This is a genomic window from Streptomyces phyllanthi, from assembly GCF_009377205.1.
In the GTDB taxonomy this organism is placed as follows: domain Bacteria; phylum Actinomycetota; class Actinomycetes; order Streptomycetales; family Streptomycetaceae; genus Streptomyces; species Streptomyces phyllanthi.
In genome coordinates, this window is record NZ_VJZE01000039.1 from 18,092 (window position 1) to 36,778 (window position 18,687).

Genomic DNA, 18,687 nt, shown 5'->3' on the forward strand with positions numbered 1-18,687 from the left:
TCAGCATGCCCACCATCGCCATCATCGGCGCCGGCCCCGGCATGGGCCTGGCCATCGCCCGTACCTTCGGCAGCCGCGGCTTCGACGTCGCCCTGATCGCCCGTACCAAGGAGAAGCTCCAGACTCTGGTCGACCAGCTCGGCCAGGAAGGCATCACCGCCGAGGCGTTCCCCGCCGACGTGCTCGACCGGCCGTCCCTGACCGCCGCCCTGGACGTCGTGAAGGCTCGCTTCGGCGCCATCGACGTACTGGAGTACTCGCCGGCCGCGCACTCCCCGGTGCCCGGTCATTCCCTGGCCATCCCCTCGGAGGCCACGGTGGACAATCTGCAGCCGCAGATCGAGTACTACCTCTACGGCGCCGTCACGGCTGCTCAGGCGGTGCTGCCGGCGATGCGGGAGGCCGGTGCCGGGACCCTGCTGTTCACCACTGGCGGCGGTTCCGTGGACCCGGTGCCGATGCTCGGCAACGTCAACGCGGCCGGGGCGGCCCTGCGCAACTGGGTGATCAACCTGGACAAGGAACTGGCCGGCAGTGGCGTGCACGCCGCGCACGTGGCGATCAACGTCTGGATCGGTGGGGGCGGCCCGGAGGGCTTCCCAACGGCCACCTCTGACGAGATCGCCCCGCTGTACTGGGACCTTCACGAAAACCGCGACCGCTCCGAGGCCGTCTTCAACGCCTGACCGTCGCGCCGCGCCGACTCTGCTCCCAGGAGGGGGCATCCGCTCCCTCCACCCCGTCACCCGTCTACCAAGGAATCCGTACGTGAACGTCTTCTTGTGGATAGTCCAGGCCGTGCTGGCCGCCATGTTCGCCATGGCCGGCGTCATGAAGTCCACCCAGCCCAAGGAGAAGCTGGTCGGTCAGCTGCCCTGGACGGCCGACTTCTCGCAGGGCACCGTCCGCTTCATCGGCATCGTCGAGTTCGCTGCCGCCCTCGGGCTGATTCTGCCCGCGGCCACCGACATCGCTCCCGTGCTGACCCCGGTGGCCGCGATCGGTCTGGTCGTGGTGATGGTGCTGGCCGCGATCACCCACGCGCGCCGCAAGGAACCCGGCGCGATCGGCTTCAACGCCGTCCTGCTGATCCTGGCCCTCACGGTTGCCTGGGGCCGCTTCGGCCCGTACAGCCTCTGACCCCCACCGCAAGGAACCCTCCCGCATGCGTGTCACCGTCTTCGGCGCGAGCGGCGCCGTCGGCCGGCTCGTCGTCCAGCAGCTCCTGGACGACGGCCACGAGGTCACCGCCCTGGTCCGCACTCCCGGCAAACTCACCCTCGGCCACTCCTGCCTCACGGTCATCACCGGACAGCTGTCGGACTGCGATGCCGTCGAACGGGTCGTCAGCGGCGCTGACGCGGTGATCAGCGCGCTCGGCCCCTCCCTGAAACGGTCCACGACCGGCTCCCAGGTGACCGACGGAACCCGCACCATCGTGCAGGTCATGGAGAAGCAGCAGGTCACCCGCTTCATCGGCCTGGCCACGCCCTCGCTGGCCGACCCCCACGACAAGCCGCACTGGAAGCACAAGGTCCTGCCCGTCATGGCCGGGCTGATGTTCCCCAACGCCCTGGCCGAGCTGAAGGGCATGACCGAGGCCGTCACCCGCTCGGACCTCGACTACACCATCGCCCGCATCACCAACCCGACCGACAAGCCCGCCACCGGACGCATCCGCTCCGGTTTCCTCGGTCACGACAAGGTCGGCTCCGCCATGAGCCGCGCCGACATCGCCGCGTTCCTGGTCTCCCAGCTCACCGATCCCCGCTACCGGCGGGCCATGCCCGCCATCAGCAACTGAGCCGGAAGGCGCCATGACCTTCGAACTCGGCGTCTATTCCTTCGGCAACACTCCGCGCCTGCCCGACGGCAGCCGCGGCTTCAGAGCGGTGTCGGCGTCGCGGCGTTTGCCGGCGCGGCGCAGGGTCTGACCGTAGGCGAAGTTGACCGGGCCCGGTCGTAAGGGAGGGAGAGGTGTTCGATGTGGGCAAGGGCCTGGTCGAACACCTTGCGGGCGGTGTCGATGTCGCCTCGGGCCGCGGTGAGCCGACCACGGACCAGGCCGAGGCGGGCTGCACCAGGGTGTTGGCGTACACGTCGGGCCAAGGCCAGAAGCCGGGTTCGTCGACGGACAGCCGGTGGGGGAGACGGACCACGGGTGAGAGGGCTTCCACGACGCGTTCGTAGTCGCCGCGCGCCTCGGCGACCTGGGCGCGGGCCAGGCAGGACGGGATGAGCATGACCTGGTAGTGGTCGGGCCCGGCGGCCGCCTCGCCCACGTGGTGCTCGGCGTCCTCCCAGTCGCCCGGCAAGGCGTGGATCTGCGCGCCGGTCCAGTGCGCCGGCGGGCGGCTGAGTTCGATGCGTACCTCGGCGAGGTGGACGGCGGCCCGTTGCACGGTGTCCAGGGCCGCCGGCCAGGCACCGAGGGCGAACTGGGTGCGGGCCGGACAGCCCTGGGCCCAGAGGGAGATACGGGCGGAGCCCATCCGGAGGACGGTGGGCACGGCCGCTTCGAGGCTGCGGCGGGCCGCCTCCGGAGCGTCCAGAGCGAGGTCCACCCAGCCGCGGCCGAGCTGGAAACGCTGGGGCTGAGCACCGCCGGGGACCTTGGTGGCGGCCGCTTCACAGGCGGCCAGTGCTTCACGCCGCGAGTTTCATTCCCCACCGCATGTCCTGACGGACGCGGCGAGGCCGGACGTCCAGCGTGCTCGATGTTGCCCGCCGTCGACGGCGGGCAACATCGTCCGGCCGACGGAGCGGCACGTTTGGCAGGCCGGCCACCTCGGCTCAGCCAACGAGGTGGCCGACGGCCTTGGGGGAGGGGCCGTACTGGTTGGTGGCCGGGACGCTGTCCACGGTCATGCCCACGAGGTAGATGACCGGGCCGGCTATGGGGATCAGCAACGAGCATCCTCCAGCCTGACTTGCCGGTGTCGTGCAATCGGCGTACGGAGACACTCAGCATGGGCACGATGAACGGCAGCAGGAGGACGCTCAGGAGCGGGGCCTCGGTCGCGAAGCTGATTCCGGCGACGGCGCCGGTGGCGATCACGTAGAGCAGTGAGAACCACCAGTACTCCGCGCGTCGTGCGCGACCGGAGAATGTGGCGTACTTGGCGGTGAGGCACATGCGTGCCGCGTCGGCGAACGACGTGCTGGTCATCGTGCTGGTCATCGCGATCCTTTCGTAAGACATCGTGGGGCACGGCGGATCGGTCGGCGCCGGACGTACGACCGAGGCCAATGGGGACGGCCTATCCATATTCCCGATCCGGATAGGTCGTTCCGGTTTTCTGGCGGCGATTACTGCGGGGAAGCCGCGGCTCACGCATCGGATGCAGGGGCCGCTGTCGGCCGCGTAGTCCCGCACCGCCGGTGGAGCGTCACGCCGGCATCCGGCGCCGTGCGGTGCCTGGCGGTCGGCTCAGGCGGCGGTGCGTTCGCCGACTGTGCGGGCCAGGCGCCCCGCGGCGGCCTTGGCCTGTTCCGGGGTGTGCTGGGCGGGGTCGGTGATCCGTGCGGAGACGCCCGCCGCGGTCAGGTGCGGCACGGGTGAGGCCGCGAGGTCGCGGTGCACGACGGGGCCCTGCCACTCGGCACGGAAGGAGTCGGCGACCTGGCGTGAGACCGAGCCGGCACCCAGGGAGGAGGAGTCGATGTGCAGCAGGTAGGACATGGTTTCGCCTTTCGGTAGGGATGAGACGCGGATCGCAGTGCGAACGGCTTATGGATGGGCGGGCGTGCGGATCAGTGTGGGCGGCATGGTCGACGGGAACCGCGCAGCCGTCCGGGCCGCAGATCGGCGCGTCGGTGCCGGTGGTGAGAACGGTGGGGTGGGTCTCGTCCCAGGCCTGGCGCAGGACGCCGAGGATGCTGTCGGTGTCCTGTGCTCCGGCGATTGCGTACTTGCCGTCGATCACGATGAACGGCGCGCCGGTGGCCCCCAGACGCTGTGCCTGCTCCCGCTCGTCCCGCACCTGCTGCCGGAAGCGGCCCTCGGTGAGTACGCGCCGGGTCTCCTCGCGCTCCAGACCGATCTCGTCGGCCAGGTCGAGCCGTCGCGGAACGGGTCGTACTGGCAGGCGGTGACGAACGCGGGCGGCAGTCCTCGTCGAGGCGAGACGGCCGACGCGCGCTCTCAGAGGCTGAAGACGAGTTCGGCCTGGTCGCGCTTGGTGGTGTGCAGGTCCCAGTAGACGGGGGAGATCTCCTCGGGCTGGGCCGTCGGGAATCCGGGTATGGCCGGGGTGCCGATGGACACGTCGATGGCGATGTGGGCGGCCTGGATGCCGGTGTCGTGGAGTTCCTTGTGCAGGTTGATGGCCCAGTTGCGCAGCGCCGCGGCGGCGGCGTTGACGTTGCCGACCTGCGGCACGGGATCGATGGAGCCCGCGCCGGTGGTGTAGAGCAGTGTGCCCGCGCCGGTCTCGCGCATCGCGGGGAGCACCGCCTTGGTGGCCGCGATGGCGCCGTAGAGTTGGAACTCGATCTCGTGCTGGACGTGAGCCGGTTCGGCCTCGGCCGGCGTGGCCATTGCGGTGGCGAGGCCCGCGACCGGGGAGTACTCCAGGACGTCGACGCCGCCGAACTTCGCGGCGGCGTCCTGGAGGGCCTGACCGAGTGCGTCGCGGTCGAGGACGTCCGCGGGGAACGCGGCGGCGGTGATGCCCTCCGCGGTGAGCTTGCCGACGAGACCGTCGAGCTTCTCCCGGTTACGGGAGATCAGGGCGACGTCGAAGCCCTGGGAGCCGAAGGTGCGGGCGATGGCCAGGCCGAGCTGAGGGCCGGCCCCGACGATGGCGATGCTGGTCATGGCGATCCTTTCCGAAAGGCGGACGAAGGGAGGGGGTATCCGGTAAGACCTATCCGGTTAGCCGATCCGGATAGGCCTTTCCGGTCCTGTGCGGTCACCGTACCACCGAAAATGGATAGGGCAATCCGATTGCTACACTTCCTCGTATGGCCCCTGGTGACCAGCACTTTGACGCCCCCGCCGGACAGGCCCTGCGCAGTGACGCCGAGCGCAACCGGGAGCGGATCATCGCCGCCGCGCGCACGGTCTTCGCGCGGGACGGCCTGAACGCCTCCATGGCATCCGTGGCCCGCGAGGCGGGCGTGGGCATCGCCACCATGTTCCGGCGCTTCCCCACCAAGGCGGAACTCGTCGACGCCGTCTTCATCGACCGCATGAACGCCTATGCCGACGCGGTCACCGCCGCCCTCGACGACCCCGATCCCTGGCATGGCTTCGTCGGCTATGTCGAGACCGCCTGCGCGATGCAGGCCGCCGACTACGGCTTCGCCGACGTACTGACCACGACGTTCCCCGCCGCCAAGGCCCTGGAACGCCGTCGCAACGAGGCCTACGAGGGCATGGTCGAACTCATCGGCCGCGCCAAGGCCACCGGCCGCCTGCGCGAGGACTTCGACCCCTCGGACCTGGTGCTGATCCACATGGCCAACGCCGGCGTCGTCAACGCCACCGGCGACGCCGCTCCCGACGCCTGGCGACGCGTCGTCGCCCTGCTGATCCAGTCCTTCGAGACCCCGGTGCGCGGTTCCCTGCCCGCCTCGCCCAAGCATGACGCCCTCTACAAGGCCATGCTCCGCCCCGGTCCGGCGGGCGTCGCGGCGCCGGAGTCGGGCGCGTGACCGACGGGAAGCGTGGGCCGGCGTGATGGCGTGACATGTTCGCCGCCCGGCCGTTGTCAGACGGCCGACGCGGACTGTTCGTTCCAGACCAGCAAGCCTGGCAGTCCGTGCAGGCCTTGGTCAGAGCGTTGTCCGAGCGCGGGAACGTCGATACGGGACGGCGGCCTCAGCGGGGCCGTAGCTCTCCCGAGCCGCGGGGGACGAGGCGGGTGGGGATCTCCGTGGAGCGGGCACGGGAGCGGTCGCCGTCCAGGCGGGCCAGGGCGATCGTCGCGGCCGCGGCGCCCATGGCCGCGGGGTCCTGGGCGACCACGGTGAGGGCGGGTTCGAGGACCTCGGCGAGCGGGATGTCGTCGAAGCCGACGAGGGCCACGTCCCTGCGGCCGGCCCGGGCGAGGCCCACCACGGCCCCCATCGACGCGAAGTTGTTCGCCGCGAGCAGCGCGGTCGGCGGATCCTCCAGATCCAGCAGGCGTTCGGTCGCCCCGGCGGCAGTCCGCTGGTCGTGACCGCCCACGACCAGTGTCCTGTCGTACGGCAGTCCGCTGTCCGCGAGGGCGTCCCGGTAGCCCTGCAGACGCGTCCGGCGGGTGTAGAGCTCGGTGGGTGTGTCGCCGACGAAGCCGATCCTGCGGTGGCCGTGCCGGATCAGGTGCGTAGTGCCCTCGTGGGCCCCCCGCCGGTTGGAGCTGAGCACGCTGTCCGCGGTCAGGCCGCTTCCGGGGCGGTCGAGGAAGACGACGGGCAGCCCGGCGGAGCGATCGGCCTTGAGGTAGCCGTGGTCGGCCGTGGGGGTCGGGGCCATGAGCAGGGCACTGACCCGGCGGGCCAGGAACGTACCGACCAGGGAGCGCTCACGCTCGGTGTCCTGGGCGGAGGAACCGACGAGCAGGGTGAGACCCCGGCCGTGGGTCACCGACTCGATCCCGCTGACCACGGTCGCGAAGAACGGGTTGCTCATGTCCGGCACGACCAGCCCGATGGCCGTGTCGCTCTTGCCGAGTCGCATGTGGCGCGCCATGAGGTTGGGCCGGAAGCCGAGCCGCTGGACGGCCTCCATCACCCGCTCACGGGTCTCGGCGGCGACCGGCCCGTCGTCGTTCAGCACCCGGGACACGGTCTTGGCGCTGACTCCGACCTCCTGTGCCACATCGCTGAGCGTGGGGCGGCGGGCCACAGGCATGGTCAACACCCTTTCCGTGGTGGTGGCGCGGGCGGATGCCTTCCGTCTCCACACCACCAGCGGTAACCGTCGGTTCTCCGTGAGGCCGGCCGCCCTGGCGGCCTCCTCGTCAGCGACGACAGTACCGCTGCCCCCGGCGTCGATCCGGAGCGCACCCGTCATGATCGCGACCACCTCGGACTCAGACCGCCTCCGGCACCGTCACCCAGCGCCACTGGGTGAACTGTTCCAGGTTGGCGGTGCCACCGACGCGGGAGCCGTTGCCGGAGGCGCCCATGCCGCCGAAGGGTGCGTTCGGGGCGTCCTTGGCGGAGACGTCGTTGATGTGGACCATGCCGGTACGCAGCTGGTCGGCGACGCCGAGGGCCCGGGGCACGGAACGGGAGTGCACGGCCGCCGTCAGACCGTACTCGGTGTCGTTGGCGATCTCGACGGCCTCCTCGTCCGTGCGGAAGGGGACCACCGGGGCGACCGGCCCGAAGATCTCCTCCCGGTACGCGGGCATCGCGCGGCCGACGCGGTCCAGGACCGTGGGCGGGTAGAAGAGCCCGTCGCGCCGGCCGCCGGTGAGAACACGGGCTCCGGCGGCGACGCTCTCGTCCACGATGCGCTCGATCCGCAGCGCCTGGTGTTCGCTGATGACGGGGCCCAGGGCGACTCCGTGGTCGCGGGGGTCGCCGACCCGCAGCGCCCGGGCCTGCCCGAGCAGTGCCTCGGTGTACGGCTCCACGAGGTCGGCGTGGACGAGATGGCGTCCGGCGGCCACGCACGCCTGGCCCTGGTAGCCGAAGGAGCTCAGCGCCCCGGCCGTCGCCGCGGCCTCGACGTCCGCGTCGTCGAGCACCACGATCGAGTTCTTGCCGCCCAGTTCCAGGGCGACCCGCTTCGGCCCGGCACTGGCCGTACGCGCGACTGCCCGTCCGGCCTCGGTGGAGCCGGTGAACGAGACCATGGCGACATGCGGGTCCGCGACGACCGCCCGCCCGGTCTCGGCGCCTCCGGGCAGCACATGGAGCAGCCCGGCCGGCAGTCCGGCCTCCTCGAAGAGATGCGCGACCAGGACACCGCCGGACACCGGGGTGTGCGGGTCGGGTTTGAGCAGGACCGCGTTGCCGAGCACCAGGGCGGGCGCCAGGGCCCGCATGGCGAACAGCAGCGGCGCGTTCCACGGGTTGATGACGGCGACCACGCCCAGCGGCACCCGGTAGGCGTGGCTGGCCTGGCCTGGGACGGCCGGAGTGAGGATCTCGCCCTGGGGGAGCGAGGCCAGCCCGGCGGCCTGGGCGAGCTGGCCGAGACCGGCCGCGATCTCGTAGTCGCCCTTGGCGGGGACACCGCCGGACTCCCTGACGATCCACTCGCGGACCACGTCCGTGTGCTCGCGCAGGGCCCGGGCCGCACGGAGCAGCACCTCGGCGCGCTCCAGGGGAGCGGCCAGGGCCCACGCCCGCTGGGCCCGGGCGGCGCCGGCCCCCGCCCGCGCCACGTCCTCGGGAGCGGCCACTCCCACCTCCGCCAGGGGTTCGCCGGTGGCGGGCTCGGTCACCCGGGAGGTGCCGCCCTCGGACACCCGCCAGCCGTCGCTGTAGATCCTTCCGGTCCACCTGGTCGTGTCCGGCCAGATGTCTTCTCGCGTGCCGTCGGCCATGGGACCCTCCTCCGCCCCCCTGCCGGCTCTCCGGCCACCCGCTAACGATCCCTTAACTCCACTTTGCCTGCTTATTGCATTTTCACAAGAATTAGAATGAAGGGCGCCCTATATCGGTCCGGATATCGGTCCGGCGCTGCCGAGGGCAGGATGAGCGTGATGACGCGACCCGGAACCACCGAGGACGAAGGGGCCGCACCGCGGCGTGTGCGGCCCGTCGACGAGACGGCCACCGCCCGGGCCGTCGTGGATGCCCACGGTGTGGTGACCGGGTGGAGCGAGGGCGCGCGACGCCTGGTGGGCTACCGGGAGACGGACGTGGTGGGCCGGTCCGCGGCCATGCTGCTCGCCGAAGCCCCGCCCGCCGGAACGCTGCGCTCCGTCACCGGGGCCGGGCGCCGATGGAGCGGCTCGGCGATCCTCCGGCACCGGGACGGCCACCTCGTCCCGGTGACCCTGCTGGCCCACCGCCGCGAGCGGGACCCGAGCGTCGACGGCGGTGGCCACGACTGGTTTCTGGTCTCGCCGGTGTCCCGTACCGCGCCGGGGCCCGACGAGGACCGTCTGGTCGACTGGTCGCTCACCCAGTCCCCGTGCACCATGGCGCTCTACGACACCGGGCTGCGCCTGCTGCGGGCCAACGCGGACATGGAGCGCGTCATAGGCCTGTCCCAGGCGGAGATGCGCGGGCTCAGGGTCTCGGAGATCGTCCTCGACCCGCAGGGCGACCGCACCGAGGACCTGATGCGCAGGGTCCTCGAGACCGGTGAGCAGCAGCGCCTGCAGTCCGTCCTGACGCTGGCCGGCCACGAACGCCAGAGCGTGTGGTCGACATCCCTGGCACCGGTACGCGACCCCGGAGGAACCGTACGCGGGGTGCTGCTGTCCGCGCACGACATGACCGACCAGTACCTGGCCCGGCAGCGGCTCGCCCTGGTCGCCGAGGCCGGCGTCCGTATCGGCACCACCCTGGACCTGGCCCGTACGGCACGGGAGATGGCCGAAGTGGCCGTCGGGCAGCTGGCGGACTTCGTCACCGTGGACCTGCTCCCCGACATCGACGACGACCGCGAGCTCCGTGCCGGGACACTGCCCCGCCCGGTCCTGCTGCGCCGCGTGGCCAACCAGTCGGTGCTGCCCGGGTGTCCCGAGGCCGTGGTCCCGCTGGGCACGGTCGCCAGCTACCCGGACGCCTCGCCCGCGGCCGAATGCCTGATCTCCGGACAGCCGTTGATCCATCAGGTGACCGCGGCCGGGGTGGCGAGGTGGTCGACCCAGACCCCGGACCGTGCCGAACGGATGAACCGGTTCGGTTTCCACTCGGTCCTGGCCGTGCCCATGCGCGCCCGCGGCATCACGCTCGGCGTGGCCACCTTCTCCCGGCACCGGCGCCCCGAACCCTTCGAGCAGGACGACCTGTTGCTGGCACAGGAGATCACCGCCCGGGCCGCCCTGAGCATCGACAACGCCCGCCGCTACACCCGCGAACGCGACACCTCACTGACCCTGCAGAGCAGCCTCCTGCCCCAGCGGCTGCCCGAGCAGCCCGCCGTCGAGGTCGCCTCCCGCTATCTGCCGGCCAGCGCGCGGGTCGGCGTGGGCGGCGACTGGTTCGACGTGATCCCGCTGTCCAGCGCCCGGGTGGCCCTGGTGGTCGGCGATGTCGTGGGCCACGGCGTCCAGGCCTCCGCCGCCATGGGACGGCTGCGCACCGCCGTACGCACCCTGGCCGACGTCGACCTTCCGCCCGACGAGCTCATGACCCATCTCGACGACCTGGTGGGCCGGCTGTCCGCCGAGTCCGACGGTTTGTCCGGCAGCACCGGTGACTTCGGAGCCACCTGCCTGTACGCCGTCTACGACCCGGTCTCCCGGCGCTGCACCGTCGCCCGGGCCGGCCACCCGGCACCGGCGCTGCTCACCGCCACCGGCGAGGCGCGCGTCCTCGACGTCCCCGCGGGGCCTCCGCTGGGCCTCGGGGGCCTGCCCTTCGAGTCGGCCGAGGTCGAGTTGCCCGAGGGCAGCCTGCTCGCGCTCTACACGGACGGGCTCATCGAGGCCCGCGGCCGTGACCTCGACGAGGGCATCGACCTGCTGCTGAAGGCGCTGGTCCGGTCGGGCCCGTCCCTGGAGAGCGCCTGTGACGCCGTACTGCAGGACGTGCTCCCGCAGCGTCCCGCCGACGACGTGGCCCTGCTGCTGGCCCGTACGCGCGCCCTGGACTCGGCGCACGTGGCCACCTGGGACGTGCCGCCGGAACCGTCCGCGGTGGCCGAGATCCGCGGCCGGGCGAGCCGGCAGCTCGACGACTGGGGTCTGCAGGAGGCGGCGTTCGTCACCGAACTGGTGGTCAGCGAGCTGGTCACCAACGCCATCCGGTACGCCGAGCCGCCCATCCAGCTGCGCCTGATCCTCGACCGCAGCCTCATCTGCGAGGTCTCCGACGCCAGCAGCACGGCCCCGCATCTGCGCCGGGCCCGTGTCTTCGACGAGGGCGGGCGCGGCCTGCTGCTGGTCGCCCAGCTGAGCCAGGGCTGGGGCACCCGCCACACGTACCGGGGCAAGACGATCTGGGCGGAACAGACGCTGCCCGCGGCCTGAGGCGTGTCGTCGTCAAGGCCGCCACCCGCCTGAGGCGTTCGCCGTTCCGCGGCTCAGCCGGGAGTGACCGTGTAGGTGAACGACTGGGAGGTGTCGCTGCCGCCCGCGCTGAGGACGGTGACGGGCACGGTTCCCGTTCCGCCGGGGGAGTAGGCGATGAGGGTGGTGTCGTCGATGAGCTGGAAGGCGGTGGAGTCCGCGCCGTAGAGGACGTCGGTGACATCACTGAGGTTCGTTCCGGTGATGGTGGAGGGGGTGCCGCCGTAGTCGGGCCCGGTGGTGGGGTCCATGCTGACGACGGTGGGGGCGGCCACGAAGCGGAAGGTCAGCCCGTTCGCCGTGCCGCCCTTGGTCGTGACGCTGACGGCGAGCGTGGCGGCGGTGGTCAGGGTCGGGCCTACCACGTCGATCCGGTTGTCGTTCACCACGTTGAAGGAGGCCGCGTTCTCGGTACCGAACCTCACGGCCGTGGCGGTGTACAGGTTGGCGCCGTAGATGGTGAGGGCCGCGCCGCTCAGCGGCCCTGACGTGGTACTGAGGCTCGACATGCTCGGCGGCAGGATGTAGAAGTACCACACCGGCGCCGTGGTTCCGTACGGCGTGGTGACGACGACCTGCACCGCGTTGCTGTTCGAGGGGGCGATCGCGGTGATCTGGGTGTTGCTGTCCACGGTGAACGACGCGGATTTCGTTCCGAATTTCACCGATGTCGCCCCGGTGAATCCCGTTCCGGTGATGACGACCTGGTTTCCGCCCGAGGTGGGGCCCTGATGGGGATTGAGGGTGACCATGATCCGGCTCCTTTTCGCCGCTGCGTCCGGTGGACACGAACAAGTCCGGGACCAGGGAACTTTGGCCGGACGATTACGAGTGGAGCAGGGGAATACCGCCTGTGGCAGGGCGCGCGGGATCGTCACGGGCCACAAAGAGGCGAATAGGAAAATATGAATCGCCGCCCGGTGCGTCCGAGTGCGCCGCCTGGCTTCAACGGATCCGGTGAGGATCGCTTCCGGAGGGAAAGCCGGAGACATAAGGATTCGGCAAGTGCCTGCCGTCGCGCATTCCTGACATGACCGCGGGCCAGACGTCCAACATCGGGAGCACTCTGTGGCCAGTCCCCCTGTCCTTCACACCGGTGTCCTGGCCTCCGTCCCGAGCCGGCTGCTCCATCCGCACACCATCCCCGTCGGTCCGGGGCCGGTGGGCATCGTGGTGACGCCCGACGGGGCGACCGCGTATGTGGCGGCCTCCGGCGGCGCGGAGATCACCGCCGTCAGTACCGCGACCGACACCGCCGGCTCCACCGTCCCGGTGGGGGCCGGTCCGTGGGATCTCGCGGTCTCCCCCGACGGCGCGCGTCTCTACGCGTCCCGGCCCGCCGCCGGAGTCGTCGGCGTGGTCAGCACCGCGTCCCACACGGTGACCGGAACCGTCACCGGGCTGGCCACTCCCAAGGGCCTGGCCGTCTCGCCCGACGGTACGACCCTGTACGTGGCGAACACCGGCGGCGGCACCGTCGCCGTCGTCGACACCGCCACCCACACGGCCATCACGGCCGTCGACGTCGGAGGCGCCCCGGACACCATCGCCTTCCGGCCCGACGGGGCGGTGGCCTACGTGTCGGTCCCCGGCAGCGGCACGGTCAGGGTGGTCAGCACCGCGTCCCGCGCGGTGACGGCCACCATCACCGGGTTCACCACCCCCACTGGGCTGGCCGTCTCGCCCGATGGCACGACGCTGTACGTCGCCGACTCCGGCCGGTCCGCGCTCGCCCTGGTCAGCACCGCCACCCACACCGTCACCGCGACCGCCGCCCTGGCCACGAGTCCCGTCTCGGTCTCCTGTTCGCCGGACGGCACCCTCGTGTACGTCACGACTCCCGGCCGTGACTCCGTGACGGTCGTCAACTCCTTCTCGGCCACCGTGACCACCACGATCACCGGACTCGTCTCCCCCCAGAGGGTCACCACCACCGTGGACGGCCTCCGGCTCTTCGTCACCAACGGCGGCGCCGGCACGGTGCTGGCCGTGCGGCGGCCCGCGAGCATCACCCCGAACGCGGGCTCCCGCGGAGGTGGAACCACGGTGACCATCACCGGCCAGGGCTTCACCGGGACGACCGCGGTGCGCTTCGGGTCGCGCCTCGCCCCCGAGTTCACCGTGGTGGACGACAGTCATCTCGTGGTCGTCACCCCCTCCGGCACCGTCAGCGGCGCACTGGTGCAGGTGACGTCCGCGGGGGGCAGGGCGGGCGTCGGCCACTTCTACTACCGCCGGCTGCCGCTCCTGGAGAGCCTGTCGGTGACCGAGGGCCCGATGAGCGGCGGCACCGTCATCACGCTCACCGGCCGCAGGTTCACCGGTGTCAAGGGCGTCTGGTTCGGGAAGACCTTCCGCTCGGTCACGGTGCTGTCGGACAGCCGGATGACCGTCGTCGCCCCGCCGTCGGCTGTCGCCGGCCACATCCCCCTCCACGTCACCAACCAGGGCGGGGTGTCCAACACGCTCTCGTTCACCTATGTCGCCACCATGGCGATCACCAGCCTCGGACCCATCTCGGGGCCCCGCACAGGCAGCCGTCCCGTCAACATCAACGGCACCGGACTCGGCGCGGTGACCAGCGTGACCTTCGGCGGTGTGGCGGCCGTGTTCAAGGTCATGTCCGACATCAAGGTCCAGGCCATCACTCCGCCGGGCCCGCCCGGCCCCGCGGCCGTCGTCGTCGGCACGGCCGACGGCCGGACGGCCACCTCTCCCACGCCGTACACGTACACCTGACCGTCCGGTCCCGACGGGGCGCCCCGGAGCGGTGCTGTTCGCGGCACGGACGACCGTCCGTCATTCAGGCGCAACTGGCCCTTCCCCGAGGGGCGTTGCGCTTGGAACACTCCCTGCGCGCAGGCCACATCCACCGCACCCCGTCAGGACAGGAGGGCACCCACCCATGCCTGAGGTCAACCGGCGCCGCTTCCTCCGAGTAGCGGGCGCGACCACCGCGTTCACGGCCCTGTCGGCCAGCATCCAGCGAGCCGCGGCGCTCCCCGCGCACCACCGTTCCGGCACCATCGAGGACGTCGAGCACATCGTCGTCCTCATGCAGGAGAACCGGTCCTTCGACCACTACTTCGGCTCGCTCAGAGGCGTCAGAGGCTTCGGCGACCCGCATCCGGTCACCCTCGACAGCGGCAAGCCGGTGTGGCACCAGTCCGACGGCACCAGGGACGTGCTGCCCTTCCACCCGGACGCCGACGACCTCGGCATGCAGTTCCTGGAGGGCCTGCCCCACGGCTGGCCCGACGGGCACGCCGCCTACAACGGGGGCAAGTACGACAGGTGGGTCCCCGCGAAGGGCACCACCACCATGGCGTACCTGACCCGCGAGGACATCCCGTTCCACTACGCGCTCGCCGACACCTTCACCGTGTGCGACGCGTACCACTGCTCGTTCATCGGCTCCACCGACCCCAACCGGTACTACATGTGGTCGGGACACACCGGCAACGACGGCACGGGCGGCGGCCCGGTCCTCGGCAACGACGAGCTCGGGTACGGCTGGACGACGTACCCCGAGCGCCTCGAAGCGGCCGGGATCTCCTGGAAGATGTACCAGGACATCGGCGACGGACTGGACGCGGCCGGTTCCTGGGGCTGGATCCAGGACGCCTACCGCGGCAACTACGGCGACAACTCGCTGCTGTACTTCGACAAGTACCGGAACGCCGAGCCCGGCGACCCGTGGTACGACAGGGCCCGCACCGGCACCGACGTCAAGAACGGCGACGGCTACTTCGACGTGCTGAAGGCCGACGTCACGGCGGGCAGGCTGCCGCAGATCTCCTGGATCGCCGCCCCCGAGGCGTTCTCCGAGCACTCCAACTGGCCCTCGAACTACGGCGCCTGGTACATCGCCCAGGTCCTGGACGCGCTGACCGCCGATCCCGAGGTCTGGGCGAAGACCGTCCTGTTCGTCACGTACGACGAGAACGACGGCTTCTTCGACCACCTCGTGCCGCCGCAGCCGCCGCGGTCCGCCGCGCAGGGCAAGTCGACCGTGGACGTCGGCCCGGACCTCTTCGCGGGGAGCGCGACCCATGTGGCCGGTCCGTACGGGCTCGGCCCGCGGGTGCCGATGCTGGTCGTCTCGCCCTGGAGCAAGGGCGGTCACGTCTGCTCCGAGACGTTCGACCACACCTCGATCGTCCGGTTCATGGAGCGCCGCTTCGGGGTGCGCGAGCCGAACATCTCGCCGTGGCGGCGCACCGTCTGCGGCGACCTCACCTCCGCCTTCGACTTCTCCCGCAGGGACGCGCGGCCGGCCGCGCTGCCGGACACCGACGACTACGAGCCGGCGGACCGCGAACGCCACCCGGACTACCGTCCGGCCGTGCCCGCCGACCCGAGCATGCCGAAGCAGGAGCGCGGCCTGCGCCCGGCCCGGCCCCTCGAGTACGCGCCGTGGGTGGACGGTTCGGCCGACCCGGCGGCCGGGACGTTCACGCTGACCCTCGCCTCGGGCCCCAGGGCGGGCGCCGCGTTCCTCGTCACCTCGGGCAACCGCTCCGACGGCCCGTGGACGTACACCACGGAGGCGGGCAAGCGCGTCTCGGACACCTGGAACACGGCACGGTCCAAAGGCTCGTACGACCTGAGGGTGCACGGACCCAACGGCTTCCTGCGCGTCTTCCAGGGGCCCGGTGGGGCGGCCGGAGCCGAGGTGACCGCGCGCCACTTCGGCGACGACGTGCAACTGACCTTCACCAACAGGGGCTCCGGCACGGTGAACCTGAAGCTCACGAACGGGTACGGCGGCCGGCCCCGGACCTTCAGGGTGCGCGCGGGCGCCACCGTGAAGCACACCGTGGACCTGCGCGCGAGCAGGCGCTGGTACGACCTCACCGTCGTCTCCGAGAAGGGGCCCGGCTTCCTGCGGCGGTTCGCCGGGCATGTCGAGAACGGGCGGGCCGGGGTGAGCGATCCGGCCATGATCACCTCCTAGCCGGGACCGGTGCCGCACCAGGGGCGGGTGGCGCGCCACCCGCCCCTACCGGGCAAACGTCGCCTGCCGGGGCACCAGTCCGGGCTCCAGCGCCAGGACCGCCGCCACCGGATGGTCGTCCTCCGTCACCTGGGGGTCCTGCGGAAGCGGCTCGTGCGCCGCCCGTGACAGCAGCACCACGCCCCAGGACGCCAGCGCGGCTCCCGCCAGCGCCAGGAGGACACCCGCCGGTCCGCCCCGAATCTGCTCGCCCAGCAGGGACAGACCGATCACCGCGGCGGCGACCGGGTTGGCCAGCGTCACCACGGCGAGCGGGGCGCCCAGACCGTCCCGGTAGGCGGTCTGGGACAGCAGCAGCCCGCCCGCCGCGAAGGCCGCGACGAGGAGGGCCACCCCGATCACCTGGACGCCGAACGGCGAGCCCGAGCCGTCCGTCGCGGCCACCGTCACGGTCTGCGTGAGCGCCGACCCGACACCCGAGGCGAGACCGGACGCGGTCGCCTGGCGCAGCCCGGGCCGGGTGCCGGGCCGCGCCAGGGCGCCGATCAACGCGGCTGTCACCCCGGCGACCGCGACGGCCTCGGGCACGCTCAGCACGTCGTCCGGCGCGGGACCGGACGCGGCGACCAGGACCGCGGCGAGACCGGCGAGCGTGAACGCCGTACCCCGCCACTCCGCCGCGCCGACCCGCCTCCCGGCCAGACGCGCGCCCAGCGGCACCGCGGCCACCAGCGTGAGTGCGCCGAGGGGCTGGACCACCGTGAGCGGACCGTAGGCGAGTGCCACGACGTGCAGCAGCGCGCCCGCCCCGTTCAGGACGACCGATCCCCACCAGGCACCGCTCGCCAGCAGCCGCCGTACGCCGGTCCCGCCACCGCGGGACGCGAGCCGCTGCTGGGCGACGGCCGCGGTGGCGTAGGCGACGGCCGAGAACAGGGACAGGATCACGGCGACGACGGTGGCGTTCATCGTCCCGCTCCCACGAGGGCGGGCCTGTCGGCCGGGACGAGGGCCCGGGCGCGGTCGGCGGTCGTCGCCGTACGGTGCGGGAGGCGGATCACGGCGAGGGCGGTACCGAGCAGTGCGGCGGCCGCGATCGCGTCCAGCCAGTAGTGGTTCGCCGTGCCGACGATCACCAGGAGCGTGAGCAGCGGGTGCAGCAGCCATAGCACGCGCCATCGCGACCGGGTGGCGGCGATCAGGCCGATCGCGACCATCAGGGCCCAGCCGAAGTGCAGTGACGGCATCGCCGCGAACTGGTTCGCCAGCGAGTCCGTGGCCGGGGTCGCCGAGTACACCGTGGGCCCGTACAACCGGCCGGTGTCGACGAGGCCCTTGCCGTCGAGCATGCGCGGCGGAGCCAGCGGGAACGCGAGGTGCAGCACCAGGGCGGCGGCGGTGACGGCGGCCAGGACGCGGCGTGCCCACACGTAGTGCGCCGGCCGCCGCAGCCAGAGCCAGACGAGGAAGGCCGCGGTGGCCGGGAAGTGGACGAGCGCGTAGTAGCCGTTCGCCAGCTGTGCCAGTCCGTCGCCGTGCAGGAGCACGGACTGCACGGCGGCCTCGTCGGGCAGGCGCAGGGCCCGCTCCCAGTCCCATACGCGGTGCGCGTTGCCGAAGGCCTCGGTGGTGTGGCCGTTCGCGAGCAGCCGGCCGGCCTTGTAGACGAGGAAGAGCCCCGCGACGAGCAGGAGCTCACGGACGAGGGGCGGCCGCGCGGTGCCGTCGGGCGCCGCGCGCCGCCGTATGGCCGTGTCGGACTCGGACCCCGCAGGCTCGGTTCGGGCTTCCATCCCCGGCCCCCTCGCTGACGTCGTACTGGTTCATCGATACGCACACGTACCGAAACGATTGTGTTCCGATACGGGAGTGTACCGATACGAAGCCGTATCGGTACAGGTGCGTTTCGATATACTCTGGGAAGCGGTCGCAGTGAACGGAACCGAGTGAGGAGAACCGGAGCCCATGACGTCGCAGGCAGCGGAGGGACCGGAGACGGTCGCCGCCTCCAGCCGCTCCAAGATCACGCCCGAGCGTGAGCAGGAGTTCTTCGACGCCGTGCTCGACCAGATCCGCGAGTGCGGCTACGACGCGGTGACCATGGAGGGAGTCGCTTCCAGCACGCGGTGCAGCAAGTCCACGCTGTACCGGCAGTGGAAGACGAAACCGCAGTTCGTGGCGGCCGCGCTGCGGGCCAGCCACCGCCCGCGGTTCGCGGACATCGACACCGGTTCGCTCGCCGGGGACCTGCGCGCGGTGGCGGCCCGGGCCGGGGCCGACTGGTCCGGGCGGGAGGGCAGGCTGCTCCACGGACTCTCCCACGCCATCACGCAGGACGAGGAGTTGCAGGTGGCGCTGAGGGACGCGTTCGTCGCACCGGAGGTTGCCGGTCTCCGGGCGATCCTGGACCGTGCGGTCGCCCGGGGAGAGGTCGCGGCCGGTCACCCCGCGCTGGAGTACGTCCCCGCGCAGATCCTCGGTGTGCTGCGGGCTCGCCCGCTGCTGGACGGGCGGAACGCCGACGAGGCGTATCTCGTCCGCTTCGTCGAGGTGGCCGTCCTGCCGGCGCTCGGACGGGGCGACGGGTCCGGGGGCGACGGG

At 71.7% G+C, this 18,687-nt stretch carries 15 protein-coding genes and 3 pseudogenes; 8 read left to right on the forward strand and 10 right to left on the reverse strand.

What is annotated here, in order from left to right; genetic code table 11:
- The first annotated feature begins 5 nt into the window (after positions 1 to 5).
- The 3 genes from FNH04_RS08750 (at position 6) to FNH04_RS08760 (ending at position 1,804) form a co-directional block, all read left to right on the forward strand.
- Positions 6 to 686, forward strand: coding sequence for an SDR family NAD(P)-dependent oxidoreductase (locus FNH04_RS08750; RefSeq protein WP_152782027.1), 681 nt, complete (start codon positions 6 to 8; stop codon positions 684 to 686).
- Between the two features lie 82 nt (positions 687 to 768).
- Positions 769 to 1,140 (forward strand): DoxX family protein, encoded by a 372-nt coding sequence (locus FNH04_RS08755; protein WP_322722776.1) that lies wholly within the window; start codon positions 769 to 771, stop codon positions 1,138 to 1,140.
- A gap of 25 nt (positions 1,141 to 1,165) precedes the next feature.
- Entirely contained in the window at positions 1,166 to 1,804 is a 639-nt protein-coding gene (locus FNH04_RS08760; protein WP_152782029.1) for an NAD(P)-dependent oxidoreductase, read from the forward strand.
- Here the strand turns inward: FNH04_RS08760 and FNH04_RS08765 are convergent.
- The 5 genes and pseudogenes from FNH04_RS08765 to FNH04_RS08785 form a co-directional block, all read right to left on the reverse strand.
- On the reverse strand, positions 1,794 to 2,564 hold the full coding sequence (locus tag FNH04_RS08765) for a tetratricopeptide repeat protein (protein ID WP_228031232.1): 771 nt from the start codon (positions 2,562 to 2,564) through the stop codon (positions 1,794 to 1,796). The genes FNH04_RS08760 and FNH04_RS08765 overlap by 11 nt on opposite strands.
- A gap of 404 nt (positions 2,565 to 2,968) precedes the next feature.
- A pseudogene (locus FNH04_RS48960) lies at positions 2,969 to 3,268 on the reverse strand (DUF805 domain-containing protein); the annotation flags it as partial.
- Positions 3,269 to 3,472: 204 nt separating this feature from the next.
- Positions 3,473 to 3,682 (reverse strand): annotated as a pseudogene (locus FNH04_RS08775) (NAD(P)H-dependent oxidoreductase); the annotation flags it as partial.
- A gap of 202 nt (positions 3,683 to 3,884) precedes the next feature.
- A pseudogene (locus tag FNH04_RS48965) lies at positions 3,885 to 4,238 on the reverse strand (DsbA family oxidoreductase); the annotation flags it as partial.
- Entirely contained in the window at positions 4,145 to 4,819 is a 675-nt protein-coding gene (locus tag FNH04_RS08785) for an SDR family NAD(P)-dependent oxidoreductase (RefSeq protein WP_152782031.1), read from the reverse strand. The gene FNH04_RS08785 and the pseudogene FNH04_RS48965, both read right to left, overlap by 94 nt.
- A gap of 146 nt (positions 4,820 to 4,965) precedes the next feature.
- Between FNH04_RS08785 and FNH04_RS08790 the strand changes: the two genes are divergently transcribed.
- Positions 4,966 to 5,658 carry a TetR/AcrR family transcriptional regulator gene (locus FNH04_RS08790; RefSeq protein ID WP_152782033.1) on the forward strand — a complete coding sequence of 231 codons (693 nt, stop codon included), beginning with the start codon at positions 4,966 to 4,968 and terminating at the stop codon, positions 5,656 to 5,658.
- A gap of 166 nt (positions 5,659 to 5,824) precedes the next feature.
- Here FNH04_RS08790 and FNH04_RS08795 read toward each other — a convergent pair whose 3' ends face one another.
- The gene (locus FNH04_RS08795) at positions 5,825 to 6,841 is read right to left on the reverse strand and encodes a LacI family DNA-binding transcriptional regulator (protein WP_152782063.1); all 1,017 of its coding nucleotides are present in this window, start codon (positions 6,839 to 6,841) and stop codon (positions 5,825 to 5,827) included.
- 181 nt (positions 6,842 to 7,022) lie between these two features.
- Positions 7,023 to 8,489 carry a benzaldehyde dehydrogenase gene (locus FNH04_RS08800; protein ID WP_152782035.1) on the reverse strand — a complete coding sequence of 489 codons (1,467 nt, stop codon included), beginning with the start codon at positions 8,487 to 8,489 and terminating at the stop codon, positions 7,023 to 7,025.
- A 159-nt stretch (positions 8,490 to 8,648) separates the two neighbouring features.
- On the opposite strand from FNH04_RS08800, the gene FNH04_RS08805 reads away from it, so the two are divergent.
- Complete coding sequence (locus FNH04_RS08805; protein ID WP_228031234.1) at positions 8,649 to 11,090, forward strand: SpoIIE family protein phosphatase; 2,442 nt, start codon at positions 8,649 to 8,651, stop codon at positions 11,088 to 11,090.
- Positions 11,091 to 11,143: 53 nt separating this feature from the next.
- Here the strand turns inward: FNH04_RS08805 and FNH04_RS08810 are convergent, their stop codons facing one another.
- Positions 11,144 to 11,881 carry an IPT/TIG domain-containing protein gene (locus FNH04_RS08810; protein WP_152782039.1) on the reverse strand — a complete coding sequence of 246 codons (738 nt, stop codon included), beginning with the start codon at positions 11,879 to 11,881 and terminating at the stop codon, positions 11,144 to 11,146.
- A 316-nt stretch (positions 11,882 to 12,197) separates the two neighbouring features.
- On the opposite strand from FNH04_RS08810, the gene FNH04_RS08815 reads away from it, so the two are divergent.
- Together FNH04_RS08815 and FNH04_RS08820 are read left to right on the forward strand one after the other, a co-directional pair.
- Entirely contained in the window at positions 12,198 to 13,868 is a 1,671-nt protein-coding gene (locus tag FNH04_RS08815; RefSeq protein WP_152782041.1) for an IPT/TIG domain-containing protein, read from the forward strand.
- 166 nt (positions 13,869 to 14,034) lie between these two features.
- The gene (locus tag FNH04_RS08820; RefSeq protein ID WP_152782043.1) at positions 14,035 to 16,086 is read left to right on the forward strand and encodes a phosphocholine-specific phospholipase C; all 2,052 of its coding nucleotides are present in this window, start codon (positions 14,035 to 14,037) and stop codon (positions 16,084 to 16,086) included.
- Between the two features lie 45 nt (positions 16,087 to 16,131).
- Here FNH04_RS08820 and FNH04_RS08825 read toward each other — a convergent pair whose 3' ends face one another.
- Positions 16,132 to 17,055 carry a DMT family transporter gene (locus FNH04_RS08825; RefSeq protein WP_152782045.1) on the reverse strand — a complete coding sequence of 308 codons (924 nt, stop codon included), beginning with the start codon at positions 17,053 to 17,055 and terminating at the stop codon, positions 16,132 to 16,134.
- Positions 17,052 to 17,879, reverse strand: a complete 828-nt coding sequence (locus tag FNH04_RS08830; protein WP_152782047.1) for a phosphatase PAP2 family protein — start codon at positions 17,877 to 17,879, stop codon at positions 17,052 to 17,054. Before FNH04_RS08830 ends, FNH04_RS08825 begins: the two co-directional genes overlap by 4 nt.
- 172 nt (positions 17,880 to 18,051) lie before the next feature.
- Between FNH04_RS08830 and FNH04_RS08835 the strand changes: the two genes are divergently transcribed.
- A partial coding sequence (locus FNH04_RS08835) for a TetR/AcrR family transcriptional regulator (protein ID WP_152782049.1) occupies positions 18,052 to 18,687 on the forward strand: 636 nt, incomplete at its 3' end.

Bases quoted from the DNA above. Each gene is read 5' to 3' on its own strand.
- FNH04_RS08825 (WP_152782045.1), bottom strand. From the start codon at position 17,055: ATGAACGCCACCGTCGTCGCCGTGATCCTGTCCCTGTTCTCGGCCGTC.
- FNH04_RS08795 (WP_152782063.1), bottom strand. From the start codon at position 6,841: ATGCCTGTGGCCCGCCGCCCCACGCTCAGCGATGTGGCACAGGAGGTC.
- FNH04_RS08790 (WP_152782033.1), top strand. From the start codon at position 4,966: ATGGCCCCTGGTGACCAGCACTTTGACGCCCCCGCCGGACAGGCCCTG.
- FNH04_RS08800 (WP_152782035.1), bottom strand. From the start codon at position 8,489: ATGGCCGACGGCACGCGAGAAGACATCTGGCCGGACACGACCAGGTGG.
- FNH04_RS08820 (WP_152782043.1), top strand. From the start codon at position 14,035: ATGCCTGAGGTCAACCGGCGCCGCTTCCTCCGAGTAGCGGGCGCGACC.
- FNH04_RS08785 (WP_152782031.1), bottom strand. From the start codon at position 4,819: ATGACCAGCATCGCCATCGTCGGGGCCGGCCCTCAGCTCGGCCTGGCC.
- FNH04_RS08805 (WP_228031234.1), top strand. From the start codon at position 8,649: ATGACGCGACCCGGAACCACCGAGGACGAAGGGGCCGCACCGCGGCGT.
- FNH04_RS08830 (WP_152782047.1), bottom strand. From the start codon at position 17,879: ATGGAAGCCCGAACCGAGCCTGCGGGGTCCGAGTCCGACACGGCCATA.
- FNH04_RS08810 (WP_152782039.1), bottom strand. From the start codon at position 11,881: ATGGTCACCCTCAATCCCCATCAGGGCCCCACCTCGGGCGGAAACCAG.
- FNH04_RS08760 (WP_152782029.1), top strand. From the start codon at position 1,166: ATGCGTGTCACCGTCTTCGGCGCGAGCGGCGCCGTCGGCCGGCTCGTC.
- FNH04_RS08750 (WP_152782027.1), top strand. From the start codon at position 6: ATGCCCACCATCGCCATCATCGGCGCCGGCCCCGGCATGGGCCTGGCC.